Source organism: Pedobacter sp. (assembly GCF_035566355.1).
In the GTDB taxonomy this organism is placed as follows: Bacteria; Bacteroidota; Bacteroidia; order Sphingobacteriales; family Sphingobacteriaceae; genus Pedobacter.
Map to the genome: position 1 here is coordinate 1 of NZ_DATMRL010000257.1, position 18,331 is coordinate 18,331.

General features: G+C 39.8%; 19 protein-coding genes. 11 read left to right on the forward strand and 8 right to left on the reverse strand.

Annotated elements, in window-relative coordinates:
* From VNZ46_RS09930 to VNZ46_RS09965, 8 genes are all read left to right on the forward strand, one after another.
* The coding region (locus VNZ46_RS09930) for a DNA topoisomerase (RefSeq protein ID WP_325560016.1) at positions 1-1,720 on the forward strand (1,720 nt) is incomplete at its 5' end.
* A 79-nt stretch (positions 1,721-1,799) separates the two neighbouring features.
* Positions 1,800-2,162, forward strand: a complete 363-nt coding sequence (locus VNZ46_RS09935; protein ID WP_325560017.1) for a response regulator — start codon at positions 1,800-1,802, stop codon at positions 2,160-2,162.
* A gap of 50 nt (positions 2,163-2,212) precedes the next feature.
* Positions 2,213-2,548, forward strand: a complete 336-nt coding sequence (locus tag VNZ46_RS09940) for a hypothetical protein (protein ID WP_325560018.1) — start codon at positions 2,213-2,215, stop codon at positions 2,546-2,548.
* 92 nt (positions 2,549-2,640) lie between these two features.
* Positions 2,641-3,345, forward strand: coding sequence for a hypothetical protein (locus tag VNZ46_RS09945; RefSeq protein WP_325560019.1), 705 nt, complete (start codon positions 2,641-2,643; stop codon positions 3,343-3,345).
* Positions 3,345-4,280: a tRNA (adenosine(37)-N6)-dimethylallyltransferase MiaA gene (gene miaA, locus VNZ46_RS09950; protein ID WP_325560020.1), complete on the forward strand. Its 936-nt coding sequence runs from the start codon at positions 3,345-3,347 to the stop codon at positions 4,278-4,280. The genes VNZ46_RS09945 and miaA overlap by 1 nt, the downstream gene beginning before the upstream one ends.
* A gap of 113 nt (positions 4,281-4,393) precedes the next feature.
* On the forward strand, positions 4,394-4,924 hold the full coding sequence (locus VNZ46_RS09955; protein WP_325560021.1) for a hypothetical protein: 531 nt from the start codon (positions 4,394-4,396) through the stop codon (positions 4,922-4,924).
* Between the two features lie 188 nt (positions 4,925-5,112).
* Positions 5,113-5,640, forward strand: coding sequence for a DUF3347 domain-containing protein (locus VNZ46_RS09960; protein WP_325560022.1), 528 nt, complete (start codon positions 5,113-5,115; stop codon positions 5,638-5,640).
* A 114-nt stretch (positions 5,641-5,754) separates the two neighbouring features.
* Positions 5,755-7,044 (forward strand): citrate synthase, encoded by a 1,290-nt coding sequence (locus VNZ46_RS09965; protein ID WP_325560023.1) that lies wholly within the window; start codon positions 5,755-5,757, stop codon positions 7,042-7,044.
* 69 nt (positions 7,045-7,113) lie between these two features.
* On the opposite strand, the gene VNZ46_RS09970 is transcribed toward VNZ46_RS09965, so the two are convergent.
* The 5 genes from VNZ46_RS09970 to VNZ46_RS09990 form a co-directional block, all read right to left on the reverse strand.
* Positions 7,114-8,241, reverse strand: a complete 1,128-nt coding sequence (locus VNZ46_RS09970) for a DUF3667 domain-containing protein (RefSeq protein WP_325560024.1) — start codon at positions 8,239-8,241, stop codon at positions 7,114-7,116.
* A gap of 29 nt (positions 8,242-8,270) precedes the next feature.
* Positions 8,271-9,647, reverse strand: coding sequence for a nucleoside permease (locus VNZ46_RS09975; RefSeq protein ID WP_325560025.1), 1,377 nt, complete (start codon positions 9,645-9,647; stop codon positions 8,271-8,273).
* A 115-nt stretch (positions 9,648-9,762) separates the two neighbouring features.
* Positions 9,763-10,374 carry a bifunctional nuclease family protein gene (locus VNZ46_RS09980; protein WP_133778410.1) on the reverse strand — a complete coding sequence of 204 codons (612 nt, stop codon included), beginning with the start codon at positions 10,372-10,374 and terminating at the stop codon, positions 9,763-9,765.
* A 40-nt stretch (positions 10,375-10,414) separates the two neighbouring features.
* The gene (locus VNZ46_RS09985; protein ID WP_325560026.1) at positions 10,415-11,386 is read right to left on the reverse strand and encodes an electron transfer flavoprotein subunit alpha/FixB family protein; all 972 of its coding nucleotides are present in this window, start codon (positions 11,384-11,386) and stop codon (positions 10,415-10,417) included.
* Between the two features lie 38 nt (positions 11,387-11,424).
* The gene (locus VNZ46_RS09990; protein WP_325560027.1) at positions 11,425-12,162 is read right to left on the reverse strand and encodes an electron transfer flavoprotein subunit beta/FixA family protein; all 738 of its coding nucleotides are present in this window, start codon (positions 12,160-12,162) and stop codon (positions 11,425-11,427) included.
* A gap of 139 nt (positions 12,163-12,301) precedes the next feature.
* Between VNZ46_RS09990 and VNZ46_RS09995 the strand changes: the two genes are divergently transcribed.
* Both VNZ46_RS09995 and chrA read left to right on the forward strand, forming a co-directional pair.
* On the forward strand, positions 12,302-12,637 hold the full coding sequence (locus tag VNZ46_RS09995; protein ID WP_325560028.1) for a tetratricopeptide repeat protein: 336 nt from the start codon (positions 12,302-12,304) through the stop codon (positions 12,635-12,637).
* Between the two features lie 11 nt (positions 12,638-12,648).
* Positions 12,649-13,848, forward strand: a complete 1,200-nt coding sequence (chrA, locus tag VNZ46_RS10000) for a chromate efflux transporter (protein ID WP_325560029.1) — start codon at positions 12,649-12,651, stop codon at positions 13,846-13,848.
* Between the two features lies 1 nt (position 13,849).
* Here chrA and dnaB read toward each other — a convergent pair whose 3' ends face one another.
* Positions 13,850-15,424, reverse strand: coding sequence for a replicative DNA helicase (dnaB, locus tag VNZ46_RS10005; protein WP_325560030.1), 1,575 nt, complete (start codon positions 15,422-15,424; stop codon positions 13,850-13,852).
* Positions 15,425-15,631: 207 nt separating this feature from the next.
* On the opposite strand from dnaB, the gene rlmB reads away from it, so the two are divergent.
* Entirely contained in the window at positions 15,632-16,402 is a 771-nt protein-coding gene (gene rlmB / locus VNZ46_RS10010) for a 23S rRNA (guanosine(2251)-2'-O)-methyltransferase RlmB (protein WP_199082579.1), read from the forward strand.
* A 4-nt stretch (positions 16,403-16,406) separates the two neighbouring features.
* Here rlmB and VNZ46_RS10015 read toward each other — a convergent pair whose 3' ends face one another.
* Complete coding sequence (locus VNZ46_RS10015) at positions 16,407-17,678, reverse strand: Hsp70 family protein (protein ID WP_325560031.1); 1,272 nt, start codon at positions 17,676-17,678, stop codon at positions 16,407-16,409.
* A 94-nt stretch (positions 17,679-17,772) separates the two neighbouring features.
* Positions 17,773-18,331 (reverse strand): sugar phosphate nucleotidyltransferase (locus tag VNZ46_RS10020; protein WP_325560032.1); only part of this gene is annotated, 559 nt, incomplete at its 5' end.

The window sequence follows — 18,331 nt, forward strand, 5'->3', positions numbered from 1 at the left end:
ACAATTGGCTCCTCCTCAGGAATATGGTTTTATAGGCTGGAGGAGACAACATTTGCCTATGCTGCCTAAAAAGTTCAAGCTTGCTATCCGGAAAATCAAAACAAAGGATGGTTTTGTAGACGACCCTGCAGTTAAAAAACAGCTGGATGTAATTAAGCAATTATTTGACGAGGCTACCGAAATTATTGTTGCAACGGATGCCGGGCGGGAGGGTGAACTCATCTTCCGTTATATTTATTACTTCCTGAAATGTAAAAAACCTTTTAAGCGTTTGTGGATTTCTTCGCAGACAGATGAGGCTATAAAAGACGGATTCAGGAATTTAAAACCTGGTACAGATTACGATACCCTGTTTAACTCTGCGCACTGCAGATCTGAATCAGATTGGTTGGTGGGTATGAACGCAACACAGGCACTGAGTATTTCTGCCGGATCGAGATCTGTATTGTCGTTGGGCCGGGTGCAAACACCAACTTTAGCCATGATCTGCTCCAGATATCTGGAGATTAAGAACTTTGTTCCTCAGACTTATTATCAGTTAAGTATTCTTTTAGATAAAGATGGTCAAGTATTTAAGGCTATTTCTGTTAACAGTTTTGAAAAAAAAGAAGACGCCGAAGCTTTATTTGAAAAAATTGAAGATGTGAACGCTGGATTTCCTAATGGTGGGAAAGTTGTGGATGTGGAAGCGAAGCCCAGAAAAGAGCCACCCCCGTTGTTGCATGATCTGAGTAGTTTGCAGCAGGAGGCCAACAAGAAAAAAGGTTTTACAGCAGATCAGACTTTAGGTTTGCTTCAAAATCTGTATGAAAGTAAACTGGTGTCTTATCCAAGGACGGGCAGCCGCTATATTGGTGATGATATTTTTGCGGGGATACCTGCATTGATAGAGAAGGCCAAGCTGCATCCTGATTTCAGCAAGCCTGCAGAATTCCTGCAGACCATTCCCTTAAATAAAAGAAGTGTGAATGCGAAGAAGGTTACTGATCACCACGCTATATTGCCTACCGGCGAACAGCCTTATGGATTAAGTCCTGATAAGCAGGCTATTTATGATATGGTGGTTGGACGGATGCTTGAGGCCTTTCATCAGGAATGTATTAAAGAAGTCACCAAGATCACTATTGAATCTGGTTCGCTTTTTACTGCAAATGGTACAGTGATCCGTTCGGCCGGCTGGAGATCTGTATTGAACGATACGGATGAGGATAAGAAGGATGAAGATAACCCTTCACTACCTAAAGTTAAAAAGAACGAACTGCTGCCTATTCCTGAAAAAGCACTTCTGGAAAAGCAAACGAAGCCAAAGGCGATGTATAATGAAGCTTCTTTGTTAAAAGCACTGGAAACCTCGGGTAAGGAGATAGAGGATGAAGAACTGCGTTATGCGATGAAGGATACAGGTTTAGGAACGCCTGCTACAAGAGCTTCTATCATAGAAACACTGATCACCAGGGAATATATTGTAAGGGAAAAGCGAAATTTAGTACCTACATCTAAGGGCCTTGCGGTTTATGATGTGGTTAAAGACCAGAAAATTGCCCAGGCGGAGTTGACCGGACAATGGGAAAAGCGGCTGGAGGAAATTCGCTCGGGGGCTTCGGTAATGGACTTTAAAGTGGAAATTTCTGATTATACACGTACCATTACTAATGAATTACTGGTTGCAGGGGCTACATTGCTGGAAAAGATGGCGCCTCAGCCAGAGCCGGCTAAATAAGTGCGGAAGGAGGGCTTTGTGGTATTATTTTTGCTCCAACAAACAAAATGATCATTCTGGCAATTCACAAATAATATAGATGAATACACAAAAAAAAGTAATGATTGCTGATGATGATCCAGGTATACTGGACGCGGTTGAAGCCATGCTTGAGTTTGGTGGATATGAAGTGAGTTCGACCTCAAATGGTGCCACTGTTCTTGAAATGCATGACCATTTACCTGACCTTCTTCTTTTGGATATCTGGATGTCTGGTACAGACGGAAGGGACGTGTGTAAAGTATTGAAAAAACAGGAGGATACCAAGAATATACCCATCATTATGATTTCTGCGAGTACTGAATTGGAACGTTCTGCTAAAGAGGCCGGTGCAGATGATTTTCTAGAGAAGCCATTTGATATGGAGGTTTTACTTGGAAAGATTGCTCATTTTCTAAAATAAGGAACAATATGAACTTTGAGGTGTTATTTGGCTAAACAAACAACAAACCGATGAAAACAGATTTCGTAGAAATATTCCAGACGATAAGAGCCGCAATGCAACCCTATGCAACGCTTGGTTTTGCAAACAGAGAGAACAGTGACAGAACTTATGATTTGTGGAGTGATAAGAATATTAAATCAGGACCCGATCAACGTTCAGAAACTTTTTTTGCTTCGATATCCGCAGATCAACATGAGGCTGTCTTGAAAACTAATTTTGGACATGAGGTTTTGAAGGGCGCATCTGTTTTAAAGATTAAGGAATTGGATGAGGAATTAATGAATCAAATTGAAGATGCTTTAGCGGTGGGCTACAAATTATTTAAAGAAAAGGAGTGGGTCTGAAAACCAGTTGGTTAACCGAAATACAACATATATTTGAGCAACAGGGAATCCAAGTTGAAAGAGCAGTTCATCATTCCTTTAAATTACTTTTGTTGAACGAAGGTAAGGTGATCCTGCATTTGATTTCATTGGGCCAGCATAATGATCCGGAACAATTGCTGAATTATCAGCTTAGCTGTTTTAAGCAGGGGAAACAGGTGATTCATTTGTGGGAAGACATTTGGCAAAGTAGAAAAGAGCAGGTTTTAAGTAGGCTGAAGTCTATTTTAGGGCTTAATAAAAGATTGCACGGTCGGTCTACATTTGTAGAGAAAATTTCGAAAGAAGATGCGGAGTACTTTTTAGAGCAATATCATATTCAGGGCAGTGCCGGTGGAAGATACAGGTATGCCTTGTTATATAAAGAAGAGATGGTTGCGGTTGCTGTTTTTAGTCACAAAAGGAAAATGAAAGACAAGGGGGAAGGTTACACTTCTGCTGAACTTGTTCGTTTTGCATCTAAGGATGGAGTAACTGTAATTGGCGGGATGACTAAACTGATTAAACATTATCTCCGTCTGTTTAGCCCGAATGATTTGATGAGTTATGCAGACAGGGACTGGTCTGTAGGTAATGCTTATCAAACTGCAGGATTCGAACTGGTGGGAGAAACACCACCATGTCCATTGTACGTTGATCCAGATAGCTATATCAGATATTTTTTACATAGAATTCCAGGGGAATCTGACCAGAAGAAAATCAATTCTTATATTCAGGTCTTTAATACCGGGAATTTAAAATATGTTTTATACCAATAATGCAGGGATATCCATTATTAATTGTGCTGGGGCCAACGGCTTCGGGTAAGACAAGGCTTGCAGTAAGCCTTGCTGATGCGCTAAACGGAGAGATTATTAGTGCAGATAGCCGACAGGTTTTCAGAGGGATGGATATTGGGACTGGAAAAGATCTGGGAGAATATGTTGTAGAGGGCAGACCGGTGCCTTATCACCTGATTGATCATAAGCAAGCTGGAGAGCGTTACCAGGTGGATGCTTTTAAAGAGGATTTCTACCGGGTTTTTGAGTTTTTGACTTCCAGTAAAAAGTTGCCGGTACTTTGTGGTGGAACCGGTATGTATATTCACAGTATTCTACAGCAGCATGAATATACGTCTATTCCTGTTCAGCAGGAATTCAGAGAAAGAATCCAGCACTTTGATATAGAAAAATTAAGGAAGATTTTAGCCACATATCCCATTGCCTATATGAAACACGCGGACCAGTCTACTGTCAAACGGCTGATCAGGGCTATTGAAATAGCCGAATACCTTAACATTCATCCAGTAGCAGTTAAGACAAGGCCTGAATTTAATCCGCTGGTTATTGGTTTAACAGCTGATGTGGAAGTGAGAAGGGCGAGAATCTGGAACAGACTGGAAAGCAGGCTGGAAGGTGGAATGATTGAAGAGGCAGAAGCTCTGCTGAAGGCTGGGATAAGCAAGGATATGTTAATCTTTTATGGCCTGGAATATAAGTTTATGGTGGCCTACCTTTCGGGTGAACTTAATTTTCAGGAACTAAAAGAACGACTTTTTACGGCTATTTGTCAATATGCGAAGCGTCAGATGACCTTTTTTAGAAAGATGGAAAAGGATGGAGTAAAGATTCACTGGATGGATACAGAGCAGTCTGATGCTATAGAAGCAAAGGTCATTGAGCTATATAAGGAACATTATTCTGTTCAATACTAAAAGTAACCATTTACTCAAATCACTGTATATAAGCGCCTAGAGCTTAAATATACAGCGTGGCATGCAATTTGTTTAGGTAGTGCTGTTAGGTTTACAAATAAACAAATACAAAAATGAAAACAACTACAAAAATCATAGCTTCTGCAGTAGCTGCCGTGGCTTTATTCTTTACCACGAATGTAAATGCCCAGTCGCCAAAATTAGGAATAGGCTTAAATGCAGGTATACCAACTACTAACGGATATAATTTTGCACTTGGTGGAGATCTTCGTTTTCAATTTGACGTCTCAAAACAAGTTTCTATTCCTGTAACTGCAGGATATACTAATTTCTTTGGAAAGAAAGATTATTTTGCTCCTGGAGTAGATATGCCTAGTGCAGGTTATATTCCTGTAAAAGCTGGTGTAAAAGTATTTTTTGATGAAACTGGTTCAGGATTTTATGGAATGGGAGAGCTTGGTGCTGCTTTTGGGGTTAGCAACAACGCAAAAACCGGCTTTTTGTATTCTCCGGCGATTGGATATTCCTGGAGTAATGGTTTAGACCTTGGTCTGAAATATGAAGGAATTGCAAAAGGAACAAAAATCGGACCTGAGAATATGAACCAGGTTGCTTTACGTATTGCTTATGGCTTTAAGCTTTAAGATTTAAGAATCAATTAGATAGGGGAAGCCTTGCAGGAGTACTGCAGGGCTTTCTGCTTTTGGGGAGATCTGGTCCTGCTTTTTATTTTGTAATAATTAGCTCATAAATGCCTTTAACCCTCTAAAAAATGATGTTCTTTTTTAAATATTCAAATTTAAAATGCTATTTTGAGCAAAAAACAAAACATATGAATAAATATATAGGAGCAGTACTTTTATTTGCTTTGTTTTCCTGCCAGAATACAGAGCATCATGCTGCAGCTGTAGCAGACAGTACTGAGGTGCCTGCAAAAAGTAGTAGTGCGGTCAGTTTAAAGGAGCCTGCGGTCCAGGCAATATATACAGATTATATTGTGCTTAAAAATGCATTGGTAGACACTAAATATGAAGAGGCTAAAGCTGCTGCAAAAGTACTTTCCGCTAAGCTGGCTGTGTTTCAGGGTTGTGAGAATACCGCATTAATTGCAGATAAAATTAAGGATGCTAAAAACATTGAAGAACAGAGGAAAGAGTTTACTTTTTTGAGCTCTGATGTAATTGCTATGTTTAAGCATGCTGATTTGCTGTCTGGTACTATTTACGTACAACATTGTCCAATGGCTAACCATGGGGACGGGGGAGATTGGTTATCTTCGGACAAGAAGATCCAGAATCCTTATTACGGATCGGAGATGATGGATTGCGGAGCAGTTATTGAAGAAATAAAGGGGAAATAATTTAGTTTCCTGATTAATGATCAGTCATTTAATAATTATTTAACAGGTTTGTTATAGTTGTTAAACCACGAATAGAGATAGATTAATTACTTTTGTTATTATAAATTATAAGATATGTCAGAGATTGCAGAAATTAAGATTGATGGTAAAGTGTACGAATTTCCTGTTATTACAGGAACTGAAGGTGAAAAGTCAATAGATATTTCAAAGTTAAGGGATCAAACAGGTTATATTACCCTTGATTTTGGGTACAAAAATACAGGCTCTACAAAAAGTGCGATTACTTTTTTGGATGGCGAAAAAGGTATTTTAAAATATAGAGGTTATGCTATTGAAGAACTTGCCGAAAAATCTACTTTCCTTGAAGTTGCTTATTTACTGATTTATGGTGATCTTCCAACTCATGAGCAGCTTGCTGACTTTCAATCTCAGATCAGCCGCCATACGCTGATTCACGAAGATATGAAGAAGTTTCTGGATGGTTATCCTTCGAAATCGCATCCGATGGCTCAATTGGCTTCTTTGGTATGCTCACTGTCTACATTCTATCCTGAATCTCTTAATGCCAATTCTTCACCAGAAACCATGGATCTGACCATGATTAAACTTCTGGCTAAATTCCCTACTATCGTTTCGTTCATTTATAAAAAGTCATTAGGTCATCCGCTGATTTATCCTAAAAATAAATTCGACTATGTAACCAATTTCATTAATATGATTTTTGGTCAGCGTACTGAAGAGATCGAGATTGATCCAGTAGTAGTTAAAGCAATGAATACTTTATTAATTCTTCACGCGGATCATGAACAAAACTGCTCTGCCTCTACGGTGAGAATGGTAGGTTCTTCAGATTGTAATCTGTATGCATCTGTTTCTGCAGGTATTGCTGCTTTATGGGGACCACTTCATGGAGGTGCCAACCAGGCTGTAATTGAAATGCTGGAGAAAATTAAAGAGGATGGAGGCGATACTGAAAAATGGATCAATAAAGCTAAAGATAAAAATGATCCTTTCCGTATGATGGGCTTTGGCCACCGTGTGTATAAGAACTTTGATCCAAGGGCAAAGATCATTAAAAAGGCATGTGACGAGATCCTGGAAAAATTAGGTATCAATGATCCAGTTCTGGAAATTGCTAAAAAACTGGAAGAAGCTGCATTGAGCGATCCGTATTTTGTAGAGCGTAAATTATATCCTAACGTAGATTTTTATTCTGGAATTATTTACAGGGCTTTAGGTTTCCCTACAGATATGTTTACAGTATTGTTCGCTTTAGGACGCTTACCTGGATGGATTGCACAGTGGAAAGAAATGCATGAAAATAAAGAACCAATTGGTCGTCCGCGTCAAATCTATGTTGGCCATACCAACAGGGATTTTGTAAGCATCGAAAAAAGAGGCTAGTCAATTATAGGCTATAAAAAAACGTCCGGGCTATTAGCCCGGACGTTTTTTTATATATGTATTAGAAGGTTAACCGATGAAGTAATAGATGGATCGTTCTATGATCCATTCGGAAATCCCAAACGCAATAAAATAAAGGATAAACAAGGTGATCATCTTTTTAATAATTACCTTTTTAGGGCGTTGATAAAATACGGTAAGGGCTTTGAATAAATACCAGGCTATACCAATGACAACTACAAATTGTATCATGCTGCTCAATGCTCCGGAACCTATTAGTCTTCTTAGGGGAACGGTAAAGATCTGGACAATAAAAAATGCGGTAGTTCCATGAATCGTAAAAATCAGGTGGTCCAGATAATAAATGTGATTTTTCCTGAAATTCCACATAATGAATAGTGCGAGCAAAGGCATCAGCAGGAAATACTGTTTAGGACGGTAATGTTCCAATTCTTCTTTAACAGACCAGTTGCCCGACGCAGATTTTTGATTGATGGCAATCTCCCGTTTTTTCAAGATGCGGTCAAACCAGGAGTCGCGGTTATTTTCCGGTAATTTTTGCTGTCTGGACAGATAAGCTTCATAAGTACTGTCTTGCTTTATGATATGGTAACGCTGGTATTTGTTTAGAAGGTCTTCATACTCTTCTCTATCGGTTTTGGAAGTATCTATGGTTGCCTTGAGCTGTTTGATCTGTTCTTCCTGTTGCTGGAAGCTGAGCGATTTGAATTCCTGGGCATTTACCTTTTTCTGAAGATAGCTTGCCGTTTTGCCTACAAATGAATCTTCATCAAAACCCTCTTCCTTTAAATCTTTTGTGACGTCTGATGTGACTGCTTTAACATTTTTTACGGTTTCATGTTGCTGTTGTTTTTCCTGATCGTGTTCCAGTTTTTTTGGTACTACAATAAAATAAACAATAGAAACGAAAATATACATGCTCACCGGGTTAATATACCTGGCCCTTTTACCAGCAAGATAATCGAGCGTAACCTGTCCTGGCTCTATGAGCAGGGGTTTAAGGGTTTGAAAGAACTTATTGTCGAAATGGAAGTAATGGGCAATACTATGGCTGATGAACTGCCAGAAGTTCTCCTTGATTTCTAAATTGGCTTGCCCGCAGTTGCTGCAATAATGTTTTTCTACATGTTGCCCGCAATTGAGGCAATTGTGTTCTTTTCTGTACTTACCTGACATAGAGTGTTAAAAGTATAGTATTTTCGGTTTTAATGATTAACATCCTGAATTAAAATCCTGTCATGCTTGTGCTTGAATAAAAGGGCAAATAAAATGGTGATCACCAAGGCATAAATGGTGAAAGACAACCAGATGGAATGCCAGTCTTTCATATGGATAGCCTTGTTAAATGTTCCGTTTTCCAGAATGCTGACACCTTGTTCTTTAATGAATTTTCCTAACTGCAAATTATTTACATCTGTATCCAGAAATGCGGATGTTGAGTTGATGTCGGTAAAGGACTTCGTGAAATATTTATCAATCATCCATCCGGAGATCAGACTGCCAAATACTGCACCTACACCATTGGTCATCATCATAAACAGACCCTGGGCAGAAGAACGTGTTTTTGCGGTTGTAGAGGTTTCTACAAAGAGAGAACCTGAAATATTGAAGAAGTCAAAAGCCATGCCGTATACAATACAGGAAAGTACGATCATCCAGAGGTTACCTGTTGGGTTTCCGTAGGCGAATAACCCAAATCGGAATACCCAGGCCAACATTGCTATGATCATTACTTTTTTAATTCCAAAGCGATTGAGGAAGAAAGGGATAGCAAGGATAAACAGGGTTTCGGAAATTTGTGAAATCGACATAATAATGGTAGAATATCTCATCACCAGCGAATCTGCATACTTGGGGAAATGTTTAAATTCATCTATGTACACATCTCCATAAGCATTGGTGAGCTGGAGGGCTGCACCCAAAAACATGGAAAAAATAAAGAAAAGGGCCATCTTATAATTGGTAAACAATTTGAAGGCTTCTAATCCAAAAGTTTGCGCAAAGGAGTTTTTCTCCGAGATCAGCTTCTGCGGTTTACATGCAGGAAGGGTTAAAGCATATATAGCCAAACCAACTGCAGCAACTCCTGCAATGTAAAACTGATAAGCTGTTGCTTTATTTCCAGTTAGGTTGGTGGTCCACATGGCGATGATAAAACCTACTGTGCCCCATACACGAATGGGAGGAAAATCTTTGACAACGTTCAGATTTCCAGACTTTAAGGTGGTGTAAGATATAGAGTTGCTTAAAGAGATGGTTGGCATATAACAGCACATGGCCACCAGCATAACCCAAAAGAAGGTATCCGGGCTTTGTACCTGGGGCAGATAAAATAGTACTCCGGCGTATAGAAGGTGAAGAATACTGTACAAAACTTCTGCATTTACCCATTTGTCTGCAATAATTCCGGTTAATGTTGGCATCACCAGAGATGCAAAACCCATTGTCGCGAAAATAGCTCCGAATTGTGTGCCGTCCCACTGTTTTGTCCCGAACCAATAGTTTGCAATTGTAAGTAACCACGCACCCCACACGAAGAATTGCAGAAAACTCATCACAGTTAAGCGAAACTTAACATTCATAATAATAGTTTAGTTTGATGTATTGTTAGTAATGGCTGAATATAAAACTATTTTGAAACAAAATCTAAATTGTTCTTAAATACTTATACCAGTCTTTTGTATTTTTCTCGAGAGGTCAGGCAGAATTTCTTTTGTTGAGTTCGTCCCGGATTTTAGCTGCTTTTTCATAAGCTTCTTCTGCGATAGCTTCCTGAAGTTTTTGTGTCAGTTCTTCAACTGTTAGGGACTTGTAGTTTGTTCCGGGAATAGAGGTACTGATGTCTTCTGAACCTTTTTCTTTAGTCATATCCATGTTTTCAAGAAAAAGAAGGTCATTACCTTCAATGACAATACCTGCTGATGAAATGATGAATTCATAAGTGTAAATAGCGGCATTAAAACGTACGGCAAGGGCAATAGCATCAGAAGTTCTGGCGTCAATTTCCTGTACGTTTTCTCCGTCTGTACAAATGAGTTTGGCAAAGAATACACCGTCTACCAGGTTATAGATCAGGATTTCTGTAATTTGAATTCCATAAGTCTGGGCAAATGATTTGAAGAGATCATGAGTAAGCGGTCTGCTTGGTGTCATTTTCTCTATTTCAATAGCAATAGCCTGTGCTTCAAAAGCACCAATAATAATAGGAAGACGTCTTCTTCCATTTACTTCTCCCAAAACCAATGCATATGCACCGGACTGGGTCTGGCTATACGATAGGCCAACGATATCTAGTTTTACTTTTTTCATATTAAAGAATATAAAGCAGGCCGGAGCCTGCCTTATATTTTTATCCTTTATGTGCTTTTAAAGCTTCAATTAATTTAGGTACCACTTCAAAGGCATCACCAACGATTCCGTAATCTGCAACTTTAAAGAAGGGAGCTTCGGGATCTTTGTTGATCACGACGATTACTTTGGAGGAACTTACACCAGCCAAATGCTGGATAGCGCCAGAAATACCGATCGCAATATATAAGTTAGGGCTGATCGCAATTCCTGTTTGTCCAACGTGTTCGGAGTGTGGTCTCCAGCCTGCATCAGATACGGGCTTGGAGCAAGCGGTAGCAGCCCCCAGCAAGTTGGCAAGTTCTTCAATCATTCCCCAGTTTTCAGGACCTTTCAGACCTCTTCCTGCAGATACCACGAGTTCTGCATCTGGCAGAGAAATTTTATCAGTTGCCCGGACAATTTCTTTTACAATGGCTGTAAGGTCTGTAGATTTCACTTCCGGTGCGAAATTTTCAATTGTAGAATCAACAGTTAATTCCTTAGTTCCAAACGCATTAGGATTCAGGGCAATCACTTTGTTTGCGGAGGTTAATTCTGTAACGGCAAAAGCTTTTCCGGAGAAAGCGTTTTTCTTTACTGTAAATTTACCATCTGCTGTTTTAGGCAGTTCTACTGCTCCATCTACCAATCCTGCTTTAAGCTTTACAGCTATCCTTGGTGCGAGACCTTTTCCGGAGAAGGAGTTGGACAACACAACGATATCTGCATTTTCTTTAGCCGCAGCTTCTACGATCACAGAAGCGTAAGCCTGGTTTACGAAGTTCTTCAACTGATCAGAAGATACGTTCAAGACTTTGGATGCACCGTATTTTCCCAATTCTTTCAGTTCATTTTCACCAACATTACCGATAGATATTGCGGTTAAATGAGTTCCTTGTCCATCTGCAATAGCTTTTGCATAAGAAACAGCTTCGAAACCTGATTTCTTAAATTTGCCATCGGCTTGTTCTACATATACTAAAACTGACATAAATATCTTTTAATTAAATTTTTGTAAAAAAGGAATCCTTAGATCACCTTTGCTTCCGTGTGTAATAAGTCAATTAATTTTGCAGCCTCTTCTGCAGGAACTTGTTTAACAGTTCCTCTCGGGGCAGGGGTCTCAAATTTAACCACCTTGGCGACTTCTGCAATTTCAACTGCTTCTACGACCTGAAGAGGCTTGGTTCTTGCAGACATGATCCCTCTCATATTAGGGATTTTAGGTTCTGCGACACCTTCTGCACAGCTTGCAATAAATTTGCCTGTAACTGAAACTACTTCTTTGCCGCCTTCGATTTCACGCTCCAATGTTGCAGTGGTTCCATCGTAATCCAATTTTTTAATGATAGATATTGAAGGGATATCCAAAAATTCACCAACCATTGCAGCTACCTGTGCGCCGTTGTAGTCGATAGACTCCCGTCCGCAGAGGATCATGTTAAAATCTCCGGTTTTAGCATATTCAGCGATTTGGTAAGCTGTGAAATAGGCATCACGCGGTAGAGCATTAATCCTGACCGCATCGTCGGCACCGATGGCCAGTGCTTTTCTGATGGTTGGATCTGTACTGCTGTCACCTACATTAATTGCGGTAACTGTACCTTTTCCACCTTCGCAAAGTTCAATCGCTCTCGATAAAGCAATTTCATCATAAGGATTTACAATAAATTGAACTCCCGATGTATTGAATTGTGTATTATCGTTAGTAAAAGTTATTTTTGTCGTTGTGTCTGGCACGTTACTGATACAAACTAATATTTTCATACAAATTTAATTTTTTAACTTTCATGAGTCAACCTCAGGCTTTTCAGTTTTATCCAATTTTACGATTAAACAGCTTTGCCTGGTGGTATCTTATAAAATTGTCTTTTTGCAAATCTAATTAAAAAAGCAGGGATTTAAAATGCAAAGTACCCGTTTAATCAAGTTATTGGAATTTTTTGAAAGTGATCCAAATGATCCCTTCGTTATTTATGCCCTGGCCACTGAGTATAACAACTTAAATGACACAGAAAAAGCATTTCATTATTATCATATACTGGTCAATAAGCATGCCGATTACGTAGGTACTTATTATCATCTGGGTAAACTTTATGAAAAAGAGCAGCAGACGGATAAAGCGATTGAGGCTTATCAGCAGGGGATGATTGCGGCAAGGAACAAAAGAGACAATCACGCTTATTCAGAACTGCAGGGCGCCCTGAATTCTGCGATGGGAATGGACTATGAAGATGACTAAACTGTAATACATTGGCAAAGCGGCAACTGTTATTTATCAGGAATGTGATTCTATTTACATTCACTGCCTTTGGAGGAGCCCAGGCACATATTTCTCTTTTGCTGAAGTATTTTGTGAAGAACCACAGGTTTATTTCTGAAGAGGATTTACTGGAACTCAATGCCCTTGCGCAGGTACTTCCGGGCCCGGCATCTACGCAAACACTGGTGGGCATTGCTTATAAGGTAGGGGGGCTTAGATTATCTATTACTACTTTTTTAATCTGGATTTTTCCTTCCGCTGCTGTAATGACCTTCGCGGCCATTAGTTTTGGCAAGCTGGATCAAAAAGAAAGGTTTATAGAAATTTTAAAATATATCCAACCTATTGCGCTTGGAATTGTGGCTTTTGGAGCTTATAATTTATCTAGGAAGGTACTGGTTTCTCAATTGTCTGTTATGCTGGCCATTTCTTCTGTAGTAGCCACTTTGGTTTTAAGAAATGCCTATGTATTTCCTTTGGCTATTCTTATTGGAGGAATGGTTTCCTCTGCAATTGGTACACCAAAGGAAGAAACGGAGCTCCGTGTGAAGTTGTTTTCTAATATCAATCCAAAGAAATTGAGTTATTTTATTGGGGTCTTGCTCTTTATGGCAATTCTTGGAGCCATTATCAATACAACTTCACCATTCAGTTTGCCGATAAGGCTTTTCGAGAACTTTTACAGGAATGGGATTTTCATATTTGGCGGCGGCCAGGTGCTTGTTCCCTTAATGTTTACTGAGTTTGTGCAAATGAAACATTATTTGCACGCTTCTGGGTTTTTGTCTGGATTTGCAATACAGCAAGCTCTACCTGGACCAACCTTCTCTTTTACGAGTTATGTTGGTGCTTTAAGTATGAAGAACTTTGGCTATGGTATCTGGGGTCAGATTACCGGTGGGATTGTTGCAGTACTGGGTATTAATCTTCCAGGATTGATTCTGGTTTTATTTATCGTTCCCTTTTGGGATGATCTAAAAAAGATCACCCGCATTAAGCACTCTTTAACCGGTATAAATGCAGTCAGCGTAGGTTTTATTATTGCTGCATTTATATTGCTTTTAAAGCCTATAGGGATCGATTTTCTTTCTATTGGCATCATGACGGTTACCTTCCTTGTTTTGAATTTTACGAGGATCAGTCCACCTTTAATTGTGATTGCCGGAATACTGCTCGGCTATTTTGTTTAGGCTAGAACGGTGCGTCGTCATCGCTCATATCGTCCATTCTGGAAGGTTTGATGATGACGTTTCCTGCAGGTCTGTCAAAATCTGCTGATGGTGCCATACCTGCTCCCGGACTGTCCATTGAGAAGGAATTTTGTGGCATGAAGTTGTCTTCCAAATCAGCAAATTTAACGTACTTACCAATAAATCTTAATGGAACAATACCAGTTTCACCATTACGGTGTTTTGCAATAATTACCTCACCAACACCTGCTTGTGAACGCCCTTGTTCATCTTCAGTAATGCCATAATATTCTGGTCTGTATAAGAACAATACCATATCTGCATCTTGCTCAATAGATCCCGACTCCCTTAAATCGGAGAGCATTGGTCGTTTTCCGTTTGCTCCGGGTCTGCTTTCTACTGCACGGCTCAACTGAGAGAGAGCAAGTACCGGAACATTGAGCTCCTTAGCCACAGATTTCAAGGCTCTCGAGATACTACCGATCTCTTGCTCCCTGTTTCCGCCACCGCTCTGGCCTTCACCCTTTCCGTGCATCAACTGCAAATAATCGATGATGATCAGCTGCAGATCGTATTGTGCTTTTAACCTCCGGCATTTTGCGCGGAATTCAAATATGTTCAGGGCGGGGGTATCGTCAATAAGCAGGGGGGCTTCTGTTAAAGTACCGATTTTGCTGTGTAATTGCTGCCATTCCCATTCTGCCAGATTTCCTTTTCTGATCTTTTCCTGCTCAATCTCTGTTTCCCCGGAAATTAAACGATTCACCAACTGTACCGAGGACATCTCCAGGGAGAATACAACTACGGCACGTTTAAAATCGACAGCTGCGTTTCGTGCACAGGTCAAAACAAAGGCGGTTTTACCCATCGCCGGACGTGCCGCAATGATCACAAGATCTGATGGCTGCCATCCGCCGGTAATCCGGTCAAGGTCGGTAAATCCAGATGGAACACCCGTTAAACCGTCACTTTTATTTCTGAGTTCCTCTAAAGTGGCCAGAGATTGTTTAACAATCTCGTCCATTTTTTGAGTATCTCTTCTCAGGTTGTTTTGGGCGATGTCAAATAAGTTTTTTTCTGCATGATCCAGCAGGTCGAAAATATCTGTGGTATCTTCGTAAGCATTCTGGATGATTTCTGAGGAGATGCGGATCAGTTCTCTCTGAATATATTTTTGAGAGATGATGCGGGCGTGGTATTCGATATTGGCTGAAGAGGCAACCCTATTGGTCAGGTTCGTGATGTAATAGGCGCCACCAACCATTTCCAATTGGCCCAGATTTCTCAGTTCTGATGTTACGGTTAAAATATCTACCGGTTTTGATTTTTGAAAAAGGATGGCGATGGCCTCGAAGATCTTTTTATGCGCTTCCGCATAAAAAACTTCCGGTTTTAAGATATCAATAACTGTAGACAGGGCATCTTTTTCCAGCATTAAAGCCCCTAGAACAGCCTCTTCGAGATCTAAAGCCTGGGGTGGGATCTTGCCCAGGGTATTCATGGAATTGCTTAATCTGTTTTTTCTGGCTGTGAAGTTTGATTTGTCCTGTCCTTGATTTCCGTTATCGTTACTCATAGGTACAAAAATAGACAAAAATTCAGCTCATTTTTTCATTTCTTTATACACATTTAAACAATGCAAATTCAAGGATTCTATAGGTTCTCCCTAAATTTGAAATAGTTTCCAACAGAAATGTGTGGATAAGAGGAGGTTAACTCCTTAATTAATTAGCTTGCCCTTAATCTCATTATTTCAGTTATTTTTGCAGCTTAATAAAAGGGTATGGAAAATTTTAGGAGGTCTGGGAGACCTAAAGAAAATAATGAGTTTGTATTCGGTATACGTGCTGTAATAGAGGCAATTAAAGCTGGAAAAGATATAGAGAGTATCTATATTCAGCGTGGTCTGGCCGGAGACTTGATGCTGGAGCTAAAATCATTATTGAAAGGTATAGAAGTTCCTGTACACAATGTGCCTGCAGAGAAATTGCACCGGATGACACAGAAGAACCATCAGGGTGTTATCGCTGTAATTTCCTCCATTACTTTTCAAAAGATAGAAGACATTATACCAGCCATTTATGAAAAAGGAGAGACACCATTGGTGCTGATCCTGGATGGAATTACCGATGTTAGAAATATGGGGGCAATTGCCAGAACAGCTGCTTGTGCGGGTGTGCATGCCTTAGTGGTACCTACTAAAAACTCTGCGCAGATTAATGCTGATGCGATAAAGACCTCTGCCGGTGCCTTATTCAGTATACCGGTATGCAGACATCCTAATTTGCATAAAACAGCTTTGTTTTTGCAGGAATGTGGTTTGCAGATTGTAGCTTGTACAGAGAAAACCAATGACCTGATTTATGTACCTGATTATACGCTTCCAACAGCTATTGTGATGGGTGCTGAAGATGAAGGAATTTCGAATGACATTATGCGGATGGCCAACCATTTGGCTAAGATTCCGATGATCGGAGAGATCAGTTCCCTGAATGTCTCCGTATCAGCTGGTGTTATTCTTTACGAAGCGATCAGACAACGGGGTATTTCTTGATAACTTATTTGTTACCAAGAAGATATCCACTATAAGCTAAACCCTTTGCTACACTAATAAAACTGTCTTCTGACCGGAGTGGTATGTTCTTGAATTTATCGCTGAAAAGTTCTTTTACAGCGATAAGAAGTGATGTGCCTCCGGTGATGAACAGACTGTCAATATCGTTGAGTCCGATGTTGTTGCTAAGGAGAAACTGATCCAGATATGTGCTGATTTTACCCAGGTCTTTTTGTATGACCTGATTGTATCGCTCCAGTGAAATATTTTCGCAGATCTCAATTTCCATATTGGAATAGCTGAATATGGAATCTGTTTTTTCTGAGAGTTCCACTTTTGTTTTTTCAATGGACTGAAAAACGGAATAACCCAGATTGTTTTCTGTGAGGGTAAGCAGGTTTTTGAATTTGGCGTCTTGTTTAGAGTAATGATAGTAGTTCTGGAGGTCATTTTTGACTTTTAGTCCGTTAAAGAAGTTCATTTGTTCCCAGGAGCAAATATGTGTAAAGAGTGAAACAGGGACTTTCAGCATTTTGCCTGGAGCGGCTTCATACATGGTGTCTTTGCCGAAATAAGGTGTTCCTTTTTCCCACATAAAAGCAGAATCAAAACTGTCTCCGCCAATATAGATCCCGCCTGTAGCAAGGATGTCATCTTTTCTGTCTTTATGATCAGTTTTGGAGGGATCTAGGATCATATAGGTGAAATCTGTTGTACCCCCACCCAAATCTGCTACCAATACTTTTTCTTTATGTTCTAATGTCCTTTCATAGGCAAAGGCCGCACCTATGGGTTCAAATTGAAAGGCAAAATTGGTAAAACCGGCCTGTTCTGCTGCTTTATGTAATCTTTTTTGAGCGAGATTGTCTTTCTCAGAGCTGTCATCATCAAAAAATACGGGTCTGCCAATGATGGCTTTGGAACATTCCCGGCCAATCACCTGATCCGCTTTTGTTTTGAGTTCTTTCAGAATCAGTGTAACAAGATCTGATGCATTGTACCTTTTGTTGAAAATGCGGGTTTCGATAAAGCTGCTTCTAGGTAAAATCCTTTTGACGGATTTCATAAAACGTCCTTTCATGCCGTCTTTCAGATACGAAGAAATTGCTTGTTCGCCAACACAATAGTGTAGTGGTTCAGACATGGTTTGTTCGCTTTGGAAATAGAGTAAGGAAGGAACAGTGATGGTGTGGATGATTTCATTTTTTTCTTCGTCAAAGATGCAAAGAGAGGAGTTGGTTGTTCCAAAATCGATTCCGTACAGATAATTATTCATAAACAGGGTATAGCTAAAAAAAATACCTCCAGGCCGTATTGTAACCTGAAGGCAAATCAAAAATAATTTTGAATGTTTTTAAAAGGATTGGTGCTTAAATAAATTTTGCACCATGCTTGGATTTAATATCGGCAACAATTTGTTTTACACTTTGTTCTTCACTTCTTGGGCAAACCAGTAAGATATTGTTAGATTCTACTACAATGTAGTCGTGTAGACCTTGTAAGATCACAAGCTTGTCTTTGGGTACATTCACCATGCAGTTAGAGGAATCAAACATCATGACTTTCTCTGCAGGAATTACTGCATTTCCAACATAATCTTTTTCTGCCATGTCATAAATAGAAGCCCAGGTGCCTAAATCAGACCATCCAAAATCGGCAGGTAATACATAGACGTTATTGGCTTTTTCCATGATGCCAAAGTCAATAGAGATATTGGTGCACTGCTGGTAGGCATCACTGATAAAGGCCGATTCTTTTAGAGTATTGTATAGTGGAAGACCTGACTGGAAAATCTCGTGCATTTCGGGAAGATGCTTATGAAAGGCATTGTTGATGGCCTTTGCAGACCATATGAATATACCTGCATTCCATAAAAAGTCACCGCTTTGAATAAATGATTTGGCGAGTTCCAGATTGGGCTTTTCTGTA